The organism is Paenibacillus puldeungensis (assembly GCF_042678945.1).
Classification (GTDB): Bacteria; Bacillota; Bacilli; order Paenibacillales; family Paenibacillaceae; genus Fontibacillus; species Fontibacillus puldeungensis.
Window position 1 is genome coordinate 100,984 of record NZ_JBHTLM010000009.1, and the last position, 17,715, is coordinate 118,698.

At 47.1% G+C, this 17,715-nt stretch carries 19 protein-coding genes; 16 read left to right on the forward strand and 3 right to left on the reverse strand.

Translation table 11 applies throughout. The features are described 5' to 3' along the window. Positions 1–43: 43 nt before the first annotated feature. Positions 44–1,429, forward strand: a complete 1,386-nt coding sequence (locus ACFQ3W_RS13960) for a nucleobase:cation symporter-2 family protein (protein WP_379319845.1) — start codon at positions 44–46, stop codon at positions 1,427–1,429. Between the two features lie 12 nt (positions 1,430–1,441). On the opposite strand, the gene ACFQ3W_RS13965 is transcribed toward ACFQ3W_RS13960, so the two are convergent. Both ACFQ3W_RS13965 and ACFQ3W_RS13970 read right to left on the reverse strand, forming a co-directional pair. Beyond that, positions 1,442–1,780, reverse strand: a complete 339-nt coding sequence (locus tag ACFQ3W_RS13965) for a DUF4870 domain-containing protein (protein ID WP_379319846.1) — start codon at positions 1,778–1,780, stop codon at positions 1,442–1,444. A 34-nt stretch (positions 1,781–1,814) separates the two neighbouring features. Further along, the gene (locus ACFQ3W_RS13970; RefSeq protein ID WP_379319847.1) at positions 1,815–2,981 is read right to left on the reverse strand and encodes an MGDG synthase family glycosyltransferase; all 1,167 of its coding nucleotides are present in this window, start codon (positions 2,979–2,981) and stop codon (positions 1,815–1,817) included. A gap of 270 nt (positions 2,982–3,251) precedes the next feature. Between ACFQ3W_RS13970 and ACFQ3W_RS13975 the strand changes: the two genes are divergently transcribed. The 15 genes from ACFQ3W_RS13975 to ACFQ3W_RS14045 all read left to right on the forward strand — a co-directional run bounded on the left by ACFQ3W_RS13975 (position 3,252) and on the right by ACFQ3W_RS14045 (position 16,760). Next, on the forward strand, positions 3,252–3,440 hold the full coding sequence (locus ACFQ3W_RS13975) for a hypothetical protein (RefSeq protein ID WP_379319848.1): 189 nt from the start codon (positions 3,252–3,254) through the stop codon (positions 3,438–3,440). 137 nt (positions 3,441–3,577) lie between these two features. Further along, entirely contained in the window at positions 3,578–4,327 is a 750-nt protein-coding gene (gene map, locus ACFQ3W_RS13980) for a type I methionyl aminopeptidase (RefSeq protein WP_379319849.1), read from the forward strand. 364 nt (positions 4,328–4,691) lie between these two features. After that, positions 4,692–5,750 carry a cytochrome c oxidase subunit II gene (gene coxB / locus ACFQ3W_RS13985; protein ID WP_379319850.1) on the forward strand — a complete coding sequence of 353 codons (1,059 nt, stop codon included), beginning with the start codon at positions 4,692–4,694 and terminating at the stop codon, positions 5,748–5,750. 99 nt (positions 5,751–5,849) lie between these two features. Then, positions 5,850–7,700: a cytochrome c oxidase subunit I gene (ctaD, locus tag ACFQ3W_RS13990; RefSeq protein ID WP_379319943.1), complete on the forward strand. Its 1,851-nt coding sequence runs from the start codon at positions 5,850–5,852 to the stop codon at positions 7,698–7,700. Further along, positions 7,697–8,326 carry a cytochrome c oxidase subunit 3 gene (locus ACFQ3W_RS13995; RefSeq protein WP_379319851.1) on the forward strand — a complete coding sequence of 210 codons (630 nt, stop codon included), beginning with the start codon at positions 7,697–7,699 and terminating at the stop codon, positions 8,324–8,326. Before ctaD ends, ACFQ3W_RS13995 begins: the two co-directional genes overlap by 4 nt. A 3-nt stretch (positions 8,327–8,329) precedes the next feature. After that, entirely contained in the window at positions 8,330–8,650 is a 321-nt protein-coding gene (locus ACFQ3W_RS14000; protein ID WP_379319852.1) for a cytochrome C oxidase subunit IV family protein, read from the forward strand. 200 nt (positions 8,651–8,850) lie between these two features. Further along, complete coding sequence (gene ctaG, locus ACFQ3W_RS14005; protein ID WP_379319853.1) at positions 8,851–9,798, forward strand: cytochrome c oxidase assembly factor CtaG; 948 nt, start codon at positions 8,851–8,853, stop codon at positions 9,796–9,798. Between the two features lie 389 nt (positions 9,799–10,187). Further along, positions 10,188–10,652 (forward strand): DUF420 domain-containing protein, encoded by a 465-nt coding sequence (locus ACFQ3W_RS14010; protein WP_379319854.1) that lies wholly within the window; start codon positions 10,188–10,190, stop codon positions 10,650–10,652. Positions 10,653–10,914: 262 nt separating this feature from the next. Next, a complete protein-coding gene (locus ACFQ3W_RS14015) occupies positions 10,915–11,634 on the forward strand; it encodes a hypothetical protein (protein WP_379319855.1) in 720 nt (239 codons plus the stop codon). 48 nt (positions 11,635–11,682) lie between these two features. Continuing rightward, the gene (locus ACFQ3W_RS14020; RefSeq protein WP_379319856.1) at positions 11,683–12,096 is read left to right on the forward strand and encodes a GntR family transcriptional regulator; all 414 of its coding nucleotides are present in this window, start codon (positions 11,683–11,685) and stop codon (positions 12,094–12,096) included. Then, on the forward strand, positions 12,096–13,004 hold the full coding sequence (locus ACFQ3W_RS14025; protein ID WP_379319857.1) for an ATP-binding cassette domain-containing protein: 909 nt from the start codon (positions 12,096–12,098) through the stop codon (positions 13,002–13,004). The genes ACFQ3W_RS14020 and ACFQ3W_RS14025 overlap by 1 nt, the downstream gene beginning before the upstream one ends. Positions 13,005–13,093: 89 nt before the next feature. Continuing rightward, positions 13,094–13,999 (forward strand): ABC transporter ATP-binding protein, encoded by a 906-nt coding sequence (locus ACFQ3W_RS14030; protein WP_379319858.1) that lies wholly within the window; start codon positions 13,094–13,096, stop codon positions 13,997–13,999. Beyond that, positions 13,992–15,287 carry an ABC transporter permease gene (locus ACFQ3W_RS14035; protein ID WP_379319859.1) on the forward strand — a complete coding sequence of 432 codons (1,296 nt, stop codon included), beginning with the start codon at positions 13,992–13,994 and terminating at the stop codon, positions 15,285–15,287. The genes ACFQ3W_RS14030 and ACFQ3W_RS14035 overlap by 8 nt, the downstream gene beginning before the upstream one ends. A 41-nt stretch (positions 15,288–15,328) precedes the next feature. Next, positions 15,329–16,543 carry a TraB/GumN family protein gene (locus ACFQ3W_RS14040; RefSeq protein WP_379319860.1) on the forward strand — a complete coding sequence of 405 codons (1,215 nt, stop codon included), beginning with the start codon at positions 15,329–15,331 and terminating at the stop codon, positions 16,541–16,543. 82 nt (positions 16,544–16,625) lie between these two features. Next, entirely contained in the window at positions 16,626–16,760 is a 135-nt protein-coding gene (locus ACFQ3W_RS14045; protein WP_379319861.1) for a hypothetical protein, read from the forward strand. Here the strand turns inward: ACFQ3W_RS14045 and ACFQ3W_RS14050 are convergent. After that, the gene (locus ACFQ3W_RS14050) at positions 16,757–17,695 is read right to left on the reverse strand and encodes a hypothetical protein (RefSeq protein ID WP_379319862.1); all 939 of its coding nucleotides are present in this window, start codon (positions 17,693–17,695) and stop codon (positions 16,757–16,759) included. The two genes, ACFQ3W_RS14045 and ACFQ3W_RS14050, sit on opposite strands and share 4 nt — an antisense overlap. Positions 17,696–17,715: the final 20 nt, after the last annotated feature.

The window sequence follows — 17,715 nt, forward strand, 5'->3', positions numbered from 1 at the left end:
ATTCATTATTCATCATTCATCATTTAGGGAGGAACCTATTCACATGGAAAGAGAACGTATTTTTCAAAAAAACAGGCACCCGCTGAAGACGATGTCGCTCGGGATACAGCATGTGCTTGCGATGTACGCCGGTGCGGTAATCGTGCCGCTGATCGTTGGCGGAGCTCTCAAGTTTTCGCATGAGCAACTGACTTATCTGATCGCGATTGATCTGCTTGCCTGCGGCGTTGCAACGCTGCTTCAGGTGTGGGGGAATCGCTGGTTCGGCATCGGGCTTCCGGTCATGCTTGGCTGTGCGTTTCAGGCCGTTTCCCCGATGATTGCTATCGGTCTGGAGGACGGAATGGGAGCGCCAGCTATTTACGGAGCGATTATCGCATCCGGGCTGTTCGTCTTCCTGTTCGCGGGGTTGTTCGGTAAGCTGATCGCTTTCTTTCCGCCGGTCGTAACAGGTTCGGTTGTGACGATTATCGGCGTGACGCTCATTCCGGTTGCGATCTCCGATCTCGGGGGAGGCAACCCGGGAACGAATCCGGACTTCGGAAGCCCGCTTAATCTCGCGCTAGGCTTTGGCGTGCTGCTGTTTGTTATTCTCATGAACCGTTTTGCTAAAGGATTCCTTCAGTCCATCTCGGTGCTGCTTGGGTTGATTGCCGGTACGCTGGTAGCCGCCTTGGCCGGGCAGGTGGATTTTACCCCCCTGAAGGAAGCAAGCTGGTTTCATGCCGTACAGCCGTTTTATTTTGGAAAGCCAACGTTTCATGCTTCCGCAATAATAACGATGATTCTAGTCGCGATTGTAAGTGTCGCCGAGTCCACTGGCGTGTTTATGGCGCTTGGACGAATCGTTGATAAGGAAATCACGTCGAAGGATCTAACGCGCGGGTATCGGGCCGAGGGGCTGGCCATTATGCTTGGGGGCATTTTTAACTCGTTCCCATATACGACCTATTCACAAAATGTAGGGCTCGTCCAAATGAGCCGGGTTAAAACTCGTGATGTGATCGTCGTAGCGGGCGGTTTCTTGATCTTGATCGGCTTTGTGCCAAAAATCGCCGCACTGACGCAGCTTGTCCCTACCTCCGTGCTTGGCGGCGCAATGATTGCGCTGTTCGGTCTCGTGCTGTCCTCCGGTATACGGATGCTGGGCGATCAAGTAGATTTGAACCGGCATGAGAATTTGTTGATCATTGCCTGCTCTGTTGGGATGGGGCTCGGCGTTACCGTTACGCCGCAAATCTTTGACCATCTGCCGGCCGCGCTGCGCATACTGGTCGACAATGGCATCGTCGCAGGCAGCTTTACGGCGATTGCGATGAATTTACTGTTTAATGGATTGGGTGGACGCCGTAAAGCGGAGGCCGTACAGACTTCGAAGGCTTCGGTGGATCACAAGGAGCTAAATAACAAAGCTAAGGCAATTTCCTAAAGCTTCGCGCCCTTACATTCGTTGCAGCTGTTTTTCTGCGAGGTCGCCGATCCAGGGGAGCTTAAACCATTTCCCTTGCAGAGAGGCTGCCATGAGTATTACCCACAGCGTTAGGCCAAGTATCGTCAAGAGAAGGCTGACCACGATGCCGATAATGGGCAGGAAACCGGCTAGCGCATGAGCAACCATCAGTCCGGCGAACAGCATGACCGATTGAAGGGCATGAAACAACACAAAACGGCTTCTTCGCTCCACGGCGAGAAATACGACTCCGCCGACGAAAGCAAACAGATAACAGAGGAACCCGGCAACATTTTCATACAGGCCAGTAGAAGACTTAAAGGGAGACAAGGGCATAACCTTCTTTCTCTTTACTATTGTCTTACTACCAAATGTATGACGAGCCTTCGGCGGTGAGAACTAACTCGGAAGAAGCCGGTTCAAACCATTGTGTCATAATATCATCGACGATCACCTCCGCAGCTTCAGGCTTGCGGAGGTTTTCTATTTTTTGAATCAGGTCAGATAGGTCGCTTTCATTGGTGAGGAGAGCATCGATTTGCGCTGCCAGGCTTTTTGGATTATTGGCGATTCGTGCAATGCCCTTGTTCTTCAGGTAAAGTGCGTTATTCAGCTCTTGCCCGGGAACCGGTCGGTACAAAAATATCGGCAAACGGCAAGCCAACGCTTCGGACAACGTGATTCCACCTGGCTTGGTAATGATACCATCGCTTGCTCGCATAAATGCCGCAACTTGGTTGACGTAACTGAAGAGATGGAAGTCGGGAGAAGAGCCAAAAGCCTCATTTAGTCCCCGGTACAGATCCTCATTTTTTCCGCAAACCGCGACAATTTGGTAGCGACCGCTTGCCAAAATCGTTTCGCTGATATCACGGATACCACCCATGACTCCGTAAGCTCCAGCCATAAGCAAAATTGTTTTCTTGCTCGGGTCCAGATGGGCTAGCGCTTCAGTCTCCGGAATTCGCTCCGGAACAAAATCAGGCTTCAGAGGAATGCCGCTGACTAGTATGCGTTCATGGGATATGCCTCGATCGATCATCTCCTGCTTCAAATCATCTGTGGCGACATAGTAGCGGTCTACATCCGGATGAATCCAGCGTCCATGCAGATCGAAATCCGTCACGACGTTGACAAACGGCAGTGATTTTCCGGTTTTCTTGAAAAGTCGTGGCATGGCGATTTGCGGAAAGGTATGAATGATGAGGTCCGGCTGCGCTTTATTAATTAATTGCTGCAGTTTATTAATACCAAAGGAATTGATGACGCCAAGCAGTGACGTTTCCGGCTGCATTTCCTTGGTGAAGTTATAAACCCAGCCGTAAATTGATGGAAGCGTCTTGAAGCTTTGCAGATACACGAATTTGGTGAGCCCGTTTAAAACGGGATGGGCCTCAGCCATTAAATCGAGAAGAAATACTTCAGACACGCCTTTGCTGCGGAATACAGCTTCAATCGCTTTGGATGCTTGGTAATGCCCGTCTCCATAACTGGCATACAGAATCATAATTTTAGGCGTTTTAGAAGTCATCACGATTCTCTCCTATCCGTGGTTTTATAACCGACTTATCTCGTCCTATATTTTAACCAAGCAAAGACGAATAAATAATACTAGCGGAAATCGGATAAAAAATGTATCGTTGGAAGAAAGCTGAAACATGGACTTGAATATGCTACAATAAAAGAATAGGAGGTCTTTTCCAACATCAGCCAGTGGCAAACTTCATGATTGAAAATTTAACAACTTTTCGGCATTCTCAAGATCGGAGCATTTACCTTAAGCGTTCTGGGAGGGAATTTTATGGCAACGAAAGGTCATGATGAAGTTAAAGAAAGTTTACGGGAAATGACTCGAATATTCAAACCGAAAGATCCGAAAAAATTCGTTAAAGAATACGTCCGCAAATATCGCATTATGGGCGGCTATGAAGAGGAATTGACCTCACTTGTTGAGCATGAGTTAGGCAAGCTTGATTCATCGGTTTCCTAATGCACCGAAGTGTGTATAATCGTTCCGGCGCAAAAGAGCGCGCGGAACGTTTTTTTTCATTTGCTCTATCATATATTAAAACGATTGTATCATCGTAAAATCAACGTTTTGTAAAAACAGCGAGAGGAGATCGGGACGTGAAAGTACGCATAAAGACCAAGGAGGAGATTGCCCGGATCCGGGAAGCCGGAAGCATTCTGGCGGAATGCCATCGCGAAATATCAAAAATGATCGGACCGGGAATAACAACATTGGAAATAGATGGCTTTGTAGAGTCATTTTTAGCGGGTAGAGGAGCCACTCCGGAGCAGAAGGGGTATCGCGGATTTCCGTTTGCAACCTGTGCTTCGGTAAACGACGTCGTATGCCACGGCTTTCCGGGAGACCGTAAGCTAGAGCAGGGAGATATCGTAACGATTGATATAGTGGTTAATAAAAACGGCTGGCTGGCCGATTCAGGTTGGTCTTATCGGATTGGAGAGGTCAGCGATGAGGCTGAAATGCTCCTCAGCGCTACAGAAAAGGCTTTGTATGCGGGAATTGCCCAAGCGGTCCCGGGGGGGCGTATGGGAGATATCGGTTATGCAGTATCGCGTACAGCACTGGAGGCGAAGGTGGGAGTAGTCAAGCCGCTGATTGGTCACGGTATCGGGCGCTCTATGCATGAGCCGCCGGATGTGCCGAATTTTGGACGGCCTCGTACTGGATTACGGCTTCAGTCGGGAATGGTCATCACGATTGAACCAATCTTTACGGGCGGAGAAACCGGTGCTGTTTACTGGGGCGATGATGGATGGACGATCCGTTCAGCAGACGGCAGTCTCGGCGCCCATTATGAACATACTTTGGCAATTCTGGATGATGGTCCGGTTGTGCTGACAAAATAAAAAGAGAGCGCAGCTCTCTTTTTTTTGCCTAAATGCCATAAAGTTTAAAGAAATGTCAAAATTCAAAGGAATAATATTAGTACATGATCAGAGACCCGAAGGGTCTCTTTTTTGGAGCTGATTAGTAGGTGCGAAAAATGGGTAAACGCTAACAAAACCTTTATTCACGCGGCATTTCGGATTTTTGAACAATTTGTGAACTAGGTGCGAATCATTGACAAAAGATGGGTTCGATCATATATTTAATAGGTGATTGTTGTAATTGACAAAATTGTATTTTCCGTGATAGGCAGGTAGATTTTTAAATGGGCAAACTGGAAATCCTGCGCGTGAACGGAACATAACGGAGAAGTGGGGTAGATCAATGATGAAACCGTGGAAGGCTGTTAAGCGGCTGCTGCCTTTGTTTGCCGGAATGGCGCTCCTGCTGTCCGCATGCGGTCGCGAGGACCTATCGGCACTTAGGCCACAGGGACCGGTAGCCGAAGGACAACTCGGCTTAATTAAGCTATCGATCAGCATCATGGTCGTCGTCATGCTGATTGTATTTGGGATCGCAGGCTACGTTTGGGTGAAATTTCGCCGCAAACCGGGGCAAAACGAGATGCCGAAGCAAGTGGAAGGAAACTTCAAGCTGGAGGTTATCTGGACGGCGATTCCGCTCCTGCTCGTCATTGTGCTCGCAGTCGTCACCGTGCAGAAGGTGTTCGCCTATGCAGAGGATTACTCGAACGATAAGAATGCCGTGAAGGTAAAAGTGACCTCGCATCTATTCTGGTGGGAGTTTTCCTATCCTGATTATGGGATTACGACGGCCCAAGATATGATTATTCCAACCGGCAAGAAGATTGCCCTTGAATTGAAGACAGCCGATGTTTTGCACTCCTTCTGGGTTCCTTCACTGGCAGGTAAAACCGACACGAATACGGACGGAACAGTTAATAACGCCTGGCTTGAGGCTTCCAAAGAAGGCGTTTACCTCGGTAAATGTGCAGAATTGTGCGGGCCATCCCATGCTTATATGGAGTTCAAGGTGAAAGCGGTTAGCCAGGAGTCGTTCGACAAATGGGCCCAAGCAATGAAGGCGCCGGTGCAAACGATCGAGGATCCTGCTGTAGCCGAAGTGTTCAAGAGCCAATGTTTGTCCTGCCATGCGATCGGCGACCAAGGCGGGCCGCTTGGACCGAACCTGACCGGAATCGGCAGCAGAGAAACAGTAGCCAGCATACTACATAATTCAGAAGCGTCTGGTAAACCCAGCGATGGCAAACCGGTAAAAGATAATTTGGTACAGTGGCTGTCGGATCCGCAGGCTGTCAAACCGGGCAATAAAATGCCTGATCCGAAAAAGGATCTCGGTCTGTCGGATGCTCAAATTGAAGCGATCGCCGACTATTTAGCCAACAGTAAATTATCCTATTGATTTTGGGCTTCTCTTACCGGAGAACCTTATCGATAGGGAAATCTAAAGGGGGTACAAACCTTGGCTCATGCTCACAGTGTCAAGCGGCACAAAGGTTTGATGGACTGGTTGACAACGGTGGACCACAAGAAGATCGCCATTCTGTATTTAATTGCAGGGGGATTGTTTTTTGGCATCGGCGGTATTGAAGCATTACTGATACGAGTTCAGCTTGCTAAACCGATGAATGACTTTGTTACTGCACAACAGTTTAATGAATTGATTACGATGCACGGAACGACGATGATTTTTCTAGGCGTTATGCCGGTTATTTTCGCACTTATGAATGCGGTAATTCCGCTGCAAATCGGAGCCAGGGACGTGGCCTTTCCTTTCCTGAATGCGCTCGGATTTTGGACGTTTCTGTTCGGTGGTTTGCTGCTGAATCTTAGCTGGATTATGGGCGGAGCTCCGGATGCGGGATGGACCTCGTATACGCCGCTCTCTACTACACAATTCAGTACAACACATGGGGTAGACTTTTATACGATCGGTCTGCAGATTGCCGGTCTCGGTACATTAATCGGCGGCATCAACTTCCTGGCGACGATCATTACGATGCGTGCACCGGGAATGTCTTTTATGCGGATGCCGATGTTTACCTGGACGACATTCGTCACTTCGGCGATGATCTTGTTTGCATTTCCGGCCGTAACGGTTGGCCTTGTACTGCTCTCATTCGATCGCATTTTAGGAGCAAATTTCTTTGAAGTCGGCAACGGGGGCAATCCAGTGCTCTGGCAGCACATTTTCTGGATATTCGGACACCCGGAAGTGTATATTTTGATTTTGCCGGCTTTCGGCGTCATTTCGGAAGTTGTTTCTACCTTCTCTCGCAAACGGTTGTTTGGATATAGCTCTATGGTATTCGCAACGATTCTTATCGCGTTCCTTGGCTTTATGGTATGGGCTCACCACATGTTTACGACGGGTATGGGGCCGGTGGCGAATGCGCTGTTTTCGATCGCTACGATGCTCATCGCCGTGCCTACGGGGATCAAAATCTTTAACTGGCTGTTTACGATGTGGGGAGGACAAATTCGCTTCACTACCGCGAACTTGTTTGCCTCGGGTTTTATCCCTACCTTTGTAATGGGCGGGGTTACCGGCGTCATGCTGGCATCCGCACCTGCTGATTATCAATACCATGATACTTATTTCGTTGTTGCTCACTTCCATTATGTTATCGTCGGTGGTTTGGTGCTCGGCTTGTTTGCAGGCCTGCACTACTGGTGGCCGAAGATGTTTGGCCGCATCCTGGACGAGAAGCTCGGAAAAATTGAGTTCTGGACCTTCATTATCGGGTTCCATATGACATTCTTTGTACAGCATTTCCTCGGTTTGATGGGGATGCAACGTCGTATCTTCACCTATTTGCCAAACCAAGGCTTCGATTTACTCAACCTGATCAGTACGATTGGTGCTTTCTTAATGGGCGTCGGTGTCATCGTGCTGCTGGTGAATATTGCACTGACGGCGAGAAAACCGGCTACGGCAGCAGGCGATGCTTGGGAGGATGGCCGCACGCTGGAGTGGGCGATACCTTCTCCACCGCCGGAATACAATTTCAAGCAAACTCCGCTTGTACGCGGTATTGACGCTTTCTGGAAAGAAAAGATGGCCGGCAACAAGGAAATGACCCCGGCAGAACCGGTAGGTCCGATTCATATGCCGTCGGCGACAATTCTTCCTTTTGTGATGTCCGTTGGATTGTTTATTGCCGGTCTCGGATTCATGTTTACGAAAGACGACTTCGGAAACGAGCTGTTGAATTTCCTCTTCGGCAATTACATTGTGACAGGGATTGGATTGGCGATTACCTTCGGCTCTATGCTGATTCGCTCGTTGTATGACGATCATGGCTGGCACATTGAGCCGGAGGAACAACACGGGAAGGGGGCCCAAGCATGACGACACCTCATACGACGCATACGGAGGCGGTACTGCCTCATGAACCGGAGAAAGCGACGCTGGAGGGCCGCAATAAGATACTCGGCTTTTGGCTCTTTCTCGGTGGGGAGGCTGTATTGTTCGGAACGTTGTTCGCAACTTTCTTGACACTGCGCCATCAGGTCGCCGATGGACCATCGGGCAGTGAGTTGTTCAATCTGCCGATGACCGCAGCTGCTACATTTATTTTGCTTGCCAGTAGTTTGACGAGTGTGTTCGCCATCCAAGCGATGCATCGGTTCGATAAGAAGAAACTTGCTGGCTGGTTGGGTGCAACCGTGCTGCTTGGTCTTGGCTTCCTGGTATTGGAAATTTACGAGTTTGCCGAATATATGATCCATGAAGATTACAGTATGACGACAAGCGCCTTTAGCTCGGCATTTTATACTCTGGTCGGGTTTCACGGGGCACATGTTTTGTTCGGAATCCTTTGGATCTCACTGCTGATCGGACAATTGTTCAAGAAAGGCCTGACCCTCGTAACTGCCCCGAAGATTTACGTGTCAGCCATCTATTGGCACTTCATTGACGTGGTGTGGGTATTCATTTTTACGGTGGTCTACCTGCTTGGAAAGGTGGGAGCATAAGAGATGGTGAACCAGGAGACGAATGGCGTGCAATCGGTCAAACGCCGTCATCGGCATGAAGGGCCTCAAAAGCACATCATTGCTTTTATTTTCTCGATTGCTTTGACCTTGATCGCTTTTGCGGCGGTGGCTGCTGGGGGCGTCAACATCGCCTTTACTGTAATTTTGCTCCTCGTGATGGCAGTGTTGCAGGTTTTAGTTCAGTTAGGTTACTGGATGCATATGAAGGATAAGGGCCACCTCATCCCGATTGTATTTATGGCTGGTGGGTTTTTCGTGGCAGGAACAGCTATTGTTGCGGCTTTATACTGGATGTGGTGGTAAAGGAGTAAGAGGTGGGCCTTGTTTTTTTGGGTCCCCCTCTTTTGTGGGTTTTAGGTATTAACCGAAATAATGAAATGAATGGAATGTTTCACACAAAAACGGTACCGTCCTGATTGGGGCGCTGTAGCCGTTTTTGTGCACATATGGGACTATGTTCACAAATTGGACAGAAAATCACCTCGGTGAAGGGAGGTTTTGCATTGCTAGGATTAGAATACTTTAATTTTAAGGATGTTTGGAGCCCAGTGTTTTTAGCTATTATGCTGTTGATTTCGGCTGGATATTTCGTTTTAATCGGACCGCTGGGGGAGAAATGGGCTAGTGGCGAGAAAGTATCCGTAAGTCGAAAAATACTGTTTCTGACCGGCATGCTGCTGCTTTATTTGGCTCAAGGCGGTCCAATCGAGCTGCTAGGACATATGATGTTCAGCTTTCACATGGTGAGCATGGCGTTCTCTTACCTCTTGGCTCCGCCACTGCTAATGCTGGGAGTTCCAACCTGGGTGTGGCGGTTTATAGTGCAAGCTCTTGGTCGGAGCCCTTTGCGAGGGCTGAAGTTTTTTGCGAAGCCTGTAGTGGCCGCCGTATTGTTTAATGGATTATTTTCCTTCTATCACATTCCGTTGGTGCATGATTATGTGATGCTGCACTTTGGCATTCATCGGCTGTATTATGTCATCCTGTTTATCGCATCGATCCTCATGTGGTGGACGTTGGTCAATCCTCTTCCCGAAAAAGCCGGGGTCCAGGGATTGAAAAAAATGGGCTTTATTTTTCTTAACATGGTGCTGCTGACACCGGCGTGTGGTTTGATTATCTTTGCCAGCGAGCCGCTTTATGCGACTTATAGCGATCCTGGTGTTTGGGCGAGAGCCATGGGGTACTGCGTATCAGGAGATCCTTCGATGCTGCTTAGCCAATTCGGCGGTCCTCAGTTTTTTGGCTATTTAGAGCCGAAGGTTGACCAGCAGATCGGTGGCATTATGATGAAATTTATACAAGAGCTGATTTTTGCCTCGATGCTGGCGTATGTATTTTTCCAGTGGTACAAGCAAGAGAACCGGGAGGATACTGAGGATGAGCGTAATGGGATTGCTACACTACCCTCGGACACGGTAGCTTTAACTCCAGGGGAAACTGTAAAGTAGCCGATGTGCAAGTACTTCGCGGCATGAAATGTAGAACAAATCGCGCCCATTTGTCCTGGTTTGAACAAATAGGGGGAAAAAATGGCCTTATTTAAGTAATCTTAGTAGTTTGGGCTTAAATAGGGGAACTTTTTGGCCTTAATTCGGTTATAAAGCTCCCAAATGGTGTTTTTATAGGCCCGATGAGTAAAATAGGTACACAAAATACCCTTATTTTTCAGATCAGAGGCTTAAATGTCTAAATAGGGCCATAAATTACCCTTATCCCGTTTGGTGGAGGGTCAGCGGACAGAGGTACGGCCACAAAACAAAGCAGGTGCTCACGAAGCAAGTTTTATTCGATGACTTATCAAGAAGCAACGCCCATAAAACTTTTAGGAGGATGAAAATTGGACTTGTACACATTGTTCCCGACGATCAGTACATCGTTTATCGTTATCAGTGCGGTTTTGGTTGCGATCGGCTGGGGACTCATTATTAAAGGAAAACGGGATGCGCATAAGAAGACGATGATTGCGGCCGCTGTTGCTGCATTGCTATTCTTTATCATATATGTGTCCCGGACGGTGTTTATCGGTAATACGTCATGGGGGGGACCTGATAATTTGCAGATGTATTATCAAACCTTCCTTATTTTTCACATTGTGCTGGCAACGGTGGCTGCAGTATTTGGCTTAACCACGCTGGTGCTTGGCTTTAAGGAGAAGTATGCAAAGCACCGAAAGTGGGGAAGAACGACTTCCGTTATCTGGTTTTGCACAGCAATTACAGGGGTAGCGGTTTATGTCTTGCTCTACTTGATGTACCCCGGCGGACATACCAAACCGGTGTGGGAAGTTATTTTGGGGGCCTAAGCGTTGAGCCATGCTTGATTAATCCCATATTGCATTGATCTAAAAAGCGCGAGTCGACAGGCAATACGCCTGAGCGAGCTCGTGCTTTTTTTGTTCCAGACCGCACTGTAGCGCTTCGTTCTAACATTTGCCCCCATTTGGAAAATTACGGATTGACGGGTAATATTACAGAGTATATACTGTGTATAAAGATATAAACAGTAAGCACAGTGAAGCCAGCTTTATTATGGCGGTGATCCTGGGATAAGAAAGGTTGAGAGCATTGGATAGTTGGAAAAGTGCTTGGATCATTTTAAAGAAAGACCTGCGGGGAGATCGGTTGTACCTCATCTGGAATGTCATCTTTATGCTCTATACAGGTTTGATGATCAGTGTGATGTTCAGGCCATCCGATGAAGCAAAAATTTATATAAGTCCGGTGAGCGATTTTCTAATGCTGATGCTCATTCCGGTGACTGGCTTCTTTTTCTCGCGTCGATCATTCAGCTACCTTAAAGAAGACTCATATACCCAGATGCTAAGGTATTACCGCACGCTGCCGATTCCGCTGCCAGTTATCATGAAAAGCCGAATTTTGCAGCTGATCGCGGCGCTACTGTTCAACGGAATATTTTTTTATACGACGATTTACCTTATTTCATCGCATTTAAGAAGCGAGTTGGGGCTTGGACAATTTCTCGCTATGGCATTAACCTGGACCGGATATGGTCTAATGATGAACGGACTATATATTTGTTTCGAGCTTCTCATGAAAGGCCGTGCTTATTTGTGGATGACCTTGGTCTCGATGATCGCCGTAGGACTACTAGCTTTTGTCATCGATTGGTTTGGTGGAAATGTAACGCTGTTCTCGATAGAAATGTCCAAGCAATACTCGCTCCTTTCGCCATTGATGTGGGGAGTGTTGGCCCTGGGAATACTGGTGTTAATAGTGTGCTGTAACCTGACACAGCGCAAGCTGGTGAAGAGAGATTTGGCATAGACGAACCGGATTATGGTTTGGCCTTGAAAGCGGAGGTGAGTAGGAAAGGTGTGGATTCCCATTCAGATCGATGAAAGTAGTGCAGCACCGCTATACCATCAGATTGAAACGCAGCTGAAATCACTGATTGTGAGTGGGCAAATAGAGGAAGGGACATTGCTGCCTTCGATACGCGAGTTTGCAGGGAGCTTGAATTGCAGTGTGATCACCGTCCGGCGTGTTTATCAAGATTTAGAAAACGAGGGTTTGCTGCGAACCAAACAAGGGACGGGAACTTTTGTGGCCAATGTCAGTACGAGAGAACGCGACGAATACCGCCGAACCGTAGTAAATGGGGCGCTCGAAACGGCCGTAGAGACAGGAAAATCACTGCAATTTAAGGATGAGGAGCTGAAGATACTATTTATGGATATTTTGAAGCGGAAATACAGTCCGCCTCAAAGCAAGGAGGATGCGGATTGATGAGTCAGGATACAGTCGTAGAATTGATCGGTACGGTAAAAAAAGGCCGCAGGAAAACGATAGGACCTCTGAATCTCCAGATTCCTAAAGGATATATCGTTGCGTTTGTGGGACCTAACGGTTCTGGCAAAAGCACGATGATACAGATGATTCTCCAGACGATTTGTCCGGATGAAGGGGAGATTCGCTGGTATGGTGAGGCTCATACCGGGGTGCTTCCTATAGACCTGCGGCAAAAAATCGGATATGTTCCCGAAATCTCAGCAATAGAAGAAAACTATATGACGGCAGAGGTGGCGGCTCGTTTTCGTTCCTATTGGTACCCTTCCTGGGATGAGGAATATTTTGAGAGCTTGATGACTCGCTTTGATGTCCCTCGCCGGGAACGGTTAAGCCGTATGTCCAAGGGGGAGCGGAGAAAGTTCGAAATCGCCGCAGCACTAGCTGCTAAACCGAAACTGCTTTTACTTGATGAGCCTTCTTCGGGACTTGATCCGTTCGCCTGGAAGCATATGATCGATGAGCTCCGGAATTGTATGGAGGAAGAGGAGGTCACGATCATACTAGCTACGCATATTGTGGAAGAGATTAAGCGGCTGGCCGATTACATCGCTTTTGTGTATCAGGGGCAAGTGCTCGACATGGTGGAAAAAGATTTGCTTCTGGGGAGCTGGAAAGAGATTTGGGTGCGAAATGATGAATCTGCTCGTTTAAGCAAATTCCCAGGCAAAGTGATCCGACAAGAAGATGGCCCATCCATCAGCAAGCTTGTTGTACAAGAAGATTCTCTACTTGATGAGCTGTATGCAGAGCAAGGTCTGCAGATTATCAAAAGTCGCAGTCTGGAGCTTGAAGAAATTATGGAGCTGTGGATTGAGGGACATCGTCCGGCTGCTGCCGTTCAGTAGAAATGTAAATCTAGCCGCAGTCCTAATTAGCAATAGCGTATCCTGCAATTTTACATATATATTTTACTTTGAAAAAGAGGAGTGGGAGTATGGCGTATCCTTTGGTTTTGGAAAAGGTAGTGAAGCAATTTGGTGAGAAAACAGCCGTCAGCGAAATCTCGCTGCAGGTAGAGGAAGGCGAAATTTATGGACTGCTCGGCGCAAACGGTGCCGGGAAAACGACGACCATGCGCATGGTGCTGGGGCTGATCTATCCGGATGGAGGCCGCATTACGTATAACGGCAAGCCTTACGGAAAAGAGCTGCAGCATTTGATGGGTTATTTGCCGGAGGAAAGAGGGCTGTATCCGAAGGTCAAAGTCAGTGACCAAATTATTTATCTGGCTCGCCTGCGGGGCATGTCAGCTTCAGAAGCCGATAAAAGCCTGAAGTATTGGCTCGAACGCTTCGAAGTACCGGAGTACTACGATAAGAAGATCGAGGAACTATCCAAAGGGAACCAGCAAAAAATGGGCTTTATCGCCGCGGTCGTTCACAAGCCGAAAATCGTCATTATGGACGAAGCTTTCAGCGGACTTGATCCGGTCAATGTCGAGCTCCTGAAAGAGACAGTCAAAGAGCTGCGCGATCAGGGCACAAGCATCCTGTTCTCTACGCACCGCATGGAGCATGTAGAGGAACTGTGCCGGAATATCACCATTTTGCACCGCTCCAACACAGTACTGCAGGGCAACCTCAAGGAGATTAAAAAGCGTTATCCACGTGAAGAAGTGCTGCTGTATACGGCTAGCGAAGTAGCCGGGCTTGAGCAGATCGAAGACGTAAAGAAGGTTGAACGTCAGGAGAGAGGATATTCGATCCGGATATCCAATGTCGCAGCGGCGCAAACCATTTTGCGCAAGGCGATGGAGGTTACGGAGGTTGAGCATTTTGAAATCAAGGAACCAACCTTGAATGAGATCTTCATTAAGGAAGTAGGTGAGTCGAATGAATAAATTGGGGACGGTCATCGGCTTTACATTTCTAAATAAGGTTAGAACAAAATCATTTATCGTAACGACGTTGGTGTTGGCTCTGCTTGTGACAATTGGCCTTCATGTTCCGTATTTCATAAAAGCATTTTCCGGCGGGGATGACGCTCCTACTAAAATTGGCTTGGTATACACAGGCCAACCTGAGCTCGCTGAATCCTTGAAGGCTTATACCGAAAAGCAGAAGGAATCCGTGAATTTTTCATTGGTAGATTATAAGCAAGCGGACGAAGAAACGTTCAAAAAAGATTTGGAAGCCGGCAAAATCGATGGGTATTTGCAATTTGCCTCTTCTAAGGATGAGGCTTTCCCGACGGTTACTTATACCTCCAAATCCGCGAGCATGGGGATGGGACTGCAGACCTCGGTGCAGGCTGCGCTGCAAAGTGTAAAGGCTGAATTTATTACAAAGGGATCGCTGAGTGATGCTCAAATTGCGGCTCTGAATGCTCCGGTGCAGATCGATTCGGTGAAAGCCGTGCCGAAGGCGGACGGGAATAAGTCCGGTGATTCCGGAAAAGAGTCGCAAAAGCCTAGCGTTATTAACTATGTTGTCGTGTACATTCTTGTCATTCTTTTCTTCATGACCATTACGATGACGGGTAATATGATCGCTGCTGAGGTTACGGCAGAAAAGAGCTCACGGGTCATGGAAATTCTGATTACCAGTGTTTCACCGTTAGCACAGATGTTCGGCAAAATCCTTGGAATGTTTTTTATCGGCTTGCTGCAAATCTTTGTGTTTGCTGGCGTTGTCTTCATCAACATTTCACTGCCGTACAACAAGGCTGTATTAGCGGACTTTCAGCTAGACTTGTCGCAGCTTAGCATTGAAGTACTTATCTTTGGATTAGTGTTCTATGTTCTTGGCTACTTCTTGTATGCGACGCTGTTCGCTGCAATCGGTTCGCTGGTAAGCCGGACGGAAGAGTTGGGCCAAGCGACTGTGCCGGTTACGATGTTTTCACTGGTTGCGTTCTACATTGGTATCTTCAGCATGCAAGCCCCGGATTCAATACTCATGAAGGTTAGCTCCTTTATCCCATTTGTTTCTCCTGTTTCAATGATCGTTCGGGTCGGAATGGGAAATCCGCCGGCATGGGAGATCATTCTGTCGCTTCTCGTGCTTGGCGCATCCATCGTTTTGTTCGGCTGGTTATCTGCGAAAATTTACCGCACAGGCGTGCTGCTGTATGGTAAACGCCCAACCATGAAAGAGCTTCGGAAAGCAATGAAGGCTTATAAAATCTAAAAAAAACACGAGCCTAAGCTCACGACAAAGGAGAATTGAACATGAAAAATTGGAAACGAATGCTATTATCGATCACAATTTCGGCAGGGATGATGGCCACGGCAGCTCCTGCCATGGCTGCTCCGCAGCAGTCGGCAGTAAAAGTGGGAGACCAAATCGTTCATTATGCTGGGGGCGCACCGGTCTTTGATCAGGGTACAACATTTGTTCCGCTGAAAACAACGCTCGAGGCTATGAATGCGAAGCTTACGGATGCGGAAGATGGCAAGATCCACGCGGTAGTGGATGGCAAAAAGATTACGCTAGTAAGCAAGCTCAAACGAATCAACGGCGTGACCTATGCGCCCGTTCGGGTAGTTGGTGATGCAGCAGGATATGAGGTTCGCTGGGATGCCAAAACGCGCACGATTCTGCTCATTTCCAAGGGGGCAGAAACTGCGAAAGCCGGTGGTCGCGGCTTCATGTGGGAAGTGGAGAACAACGGGAATACGATCTACCTGGTAGGCTCGATTCATATTGGGGAAGATGGCTTTTACCCGCTGCGTCCGGAGTTTGAAACAGCGTTTAAGGAGGCCGACTATCTGGGCGTTGAGATTGATCTGAGCAAATCGGCCGACGACGCGCATACAAAACTGATCATGAACATGGGCACATATCAGGATGGAACGACGCTAAAGGATCATGTGTCTAAGGAAACGTATGACAAGGTGAGCAAAATTTTGCAGGATAACGGAATGAAAGCCAATGCCTTGGATGCCTATAAACCATGGGTCGTTGAATCTACGATTAGTGCTCTGAATTCGATGAAGGCCGGATACCAAGCGGATGCAGGGGTCGATCTGTATTTTATCAAGAAAGCGATCGAGCGCAAAATTCCGGTCGTGGAGCTGGAATCCTATGAATCTCAACTGAGCATGTTCAATGGCTTGTCCAAGGAATTGCAGGAGAAGAATCTCAACAAAACAATGGACAGTGTTGGTGTGCTGCAGGACGACATCAAGAAAATGGGTGAAATGTGGAAAACCGGCAATGACGAGCAGTTGCTGGAGCTGACTAACAGCCTGGCTACTGATCCGGAATACAACAAAGCTCTCTTGATTGACAGAAACGCCAAAATGGCCGAAAAAATCGATGGCTACCTGAAGAACGGAAAGAAAGAAGAGTACTTCATCGTGGTCGGCGCAGCACACTATCTGGGCGAGCATGGCATTATCAAGCTGTTGCAGGATAAAGGGTACACCGTTGTTCGGAAATAGATATCAGAGCATACGATAGTAAAAAAACAAATATTAAGAGATAGAAATAAGCGCCTTTTAGGCGCTTATTTTCGTAGGGGGAATGACATCGCCTTATGGCTCGATTAAATGGGCGGAGATTGCGGTTGAAGTACTGCCGAAAGGCAAGCAGCGAAAAGGGCTAAGTGGTATACGCATGCAGGGCTATCCATCGGATAGCTTTTTTAATATGGCTTAAGCCAGTTGAGTGTGCGGCTCAACTAATCGTATGGTTCGACCAGATTCATAATTAATTATACGTGGTTTTCCATGGAGTACTTCAAACTTATTTTCATCAACATTTAGCAAGGGCCATAAAAACTTCCTTAATTTAATCAAGTTCTCGTCTGAGTAATCGTTCACATCTTTTGTTAGCTGAAGATAGACACCTAAATGCTCATGGTTAGTTATAGTTTCTACTAAAGGACAAGGGGCATTTCGTTGAATGAAATCTAGCCCTCCTAAAATTTCAACATGCTGTTGGCTTAGGTAATTAGCCCAATGATAGCCTCTTAACCTATGAGTGTAACCTGGCAGTTGAAAAATATTTAAACCCCAATGGTCTTCGAATGTAGATGTCATTGGAGTATCAACTGATTCGGACTCATAGGTAATATAGCCTGTAACTGCCTTAAGTGATACAATAGCTTTTTTGAATAATTCAATAAATTTCGTTTGTATAGGTGTGTGAATATAGTTATTAAACAGTCTTTCATTTAAAGATATGTTAAAATCATTAAAAAAGTTATTAATGAAATGCTTAGGATAAGTAGCTGCCAGATTACAACCAATAGCTACTTTAAATAAAGAAGGGTAATGTAAGTAAATAAACTCGGAATCGCAAGTACTGGAGTTTCCTTCATATTCAGCAGGGTAGAAAATGATTAGCCTTTGCATGTTACCTTGTAATAAATGATCATATGCCATATTTAGATTCTTTTTGTTGAATTTGAGTGTTCTTTGCTTGCCGTTCATTAATTCAAAATGGATCTCCAGCTTATCGGAATTTATGTAGTCCAAAATGAAATCAAACAATTCATTTAAAAGGAGAACTAAGTTACGCCCTCGGTCATTTAAAATCTCGTATGTCGTTACATGCATACTAAGTGCCTTTGAAAAAATTAGATTTGTCATTTTACCTTCTCCATTCATAA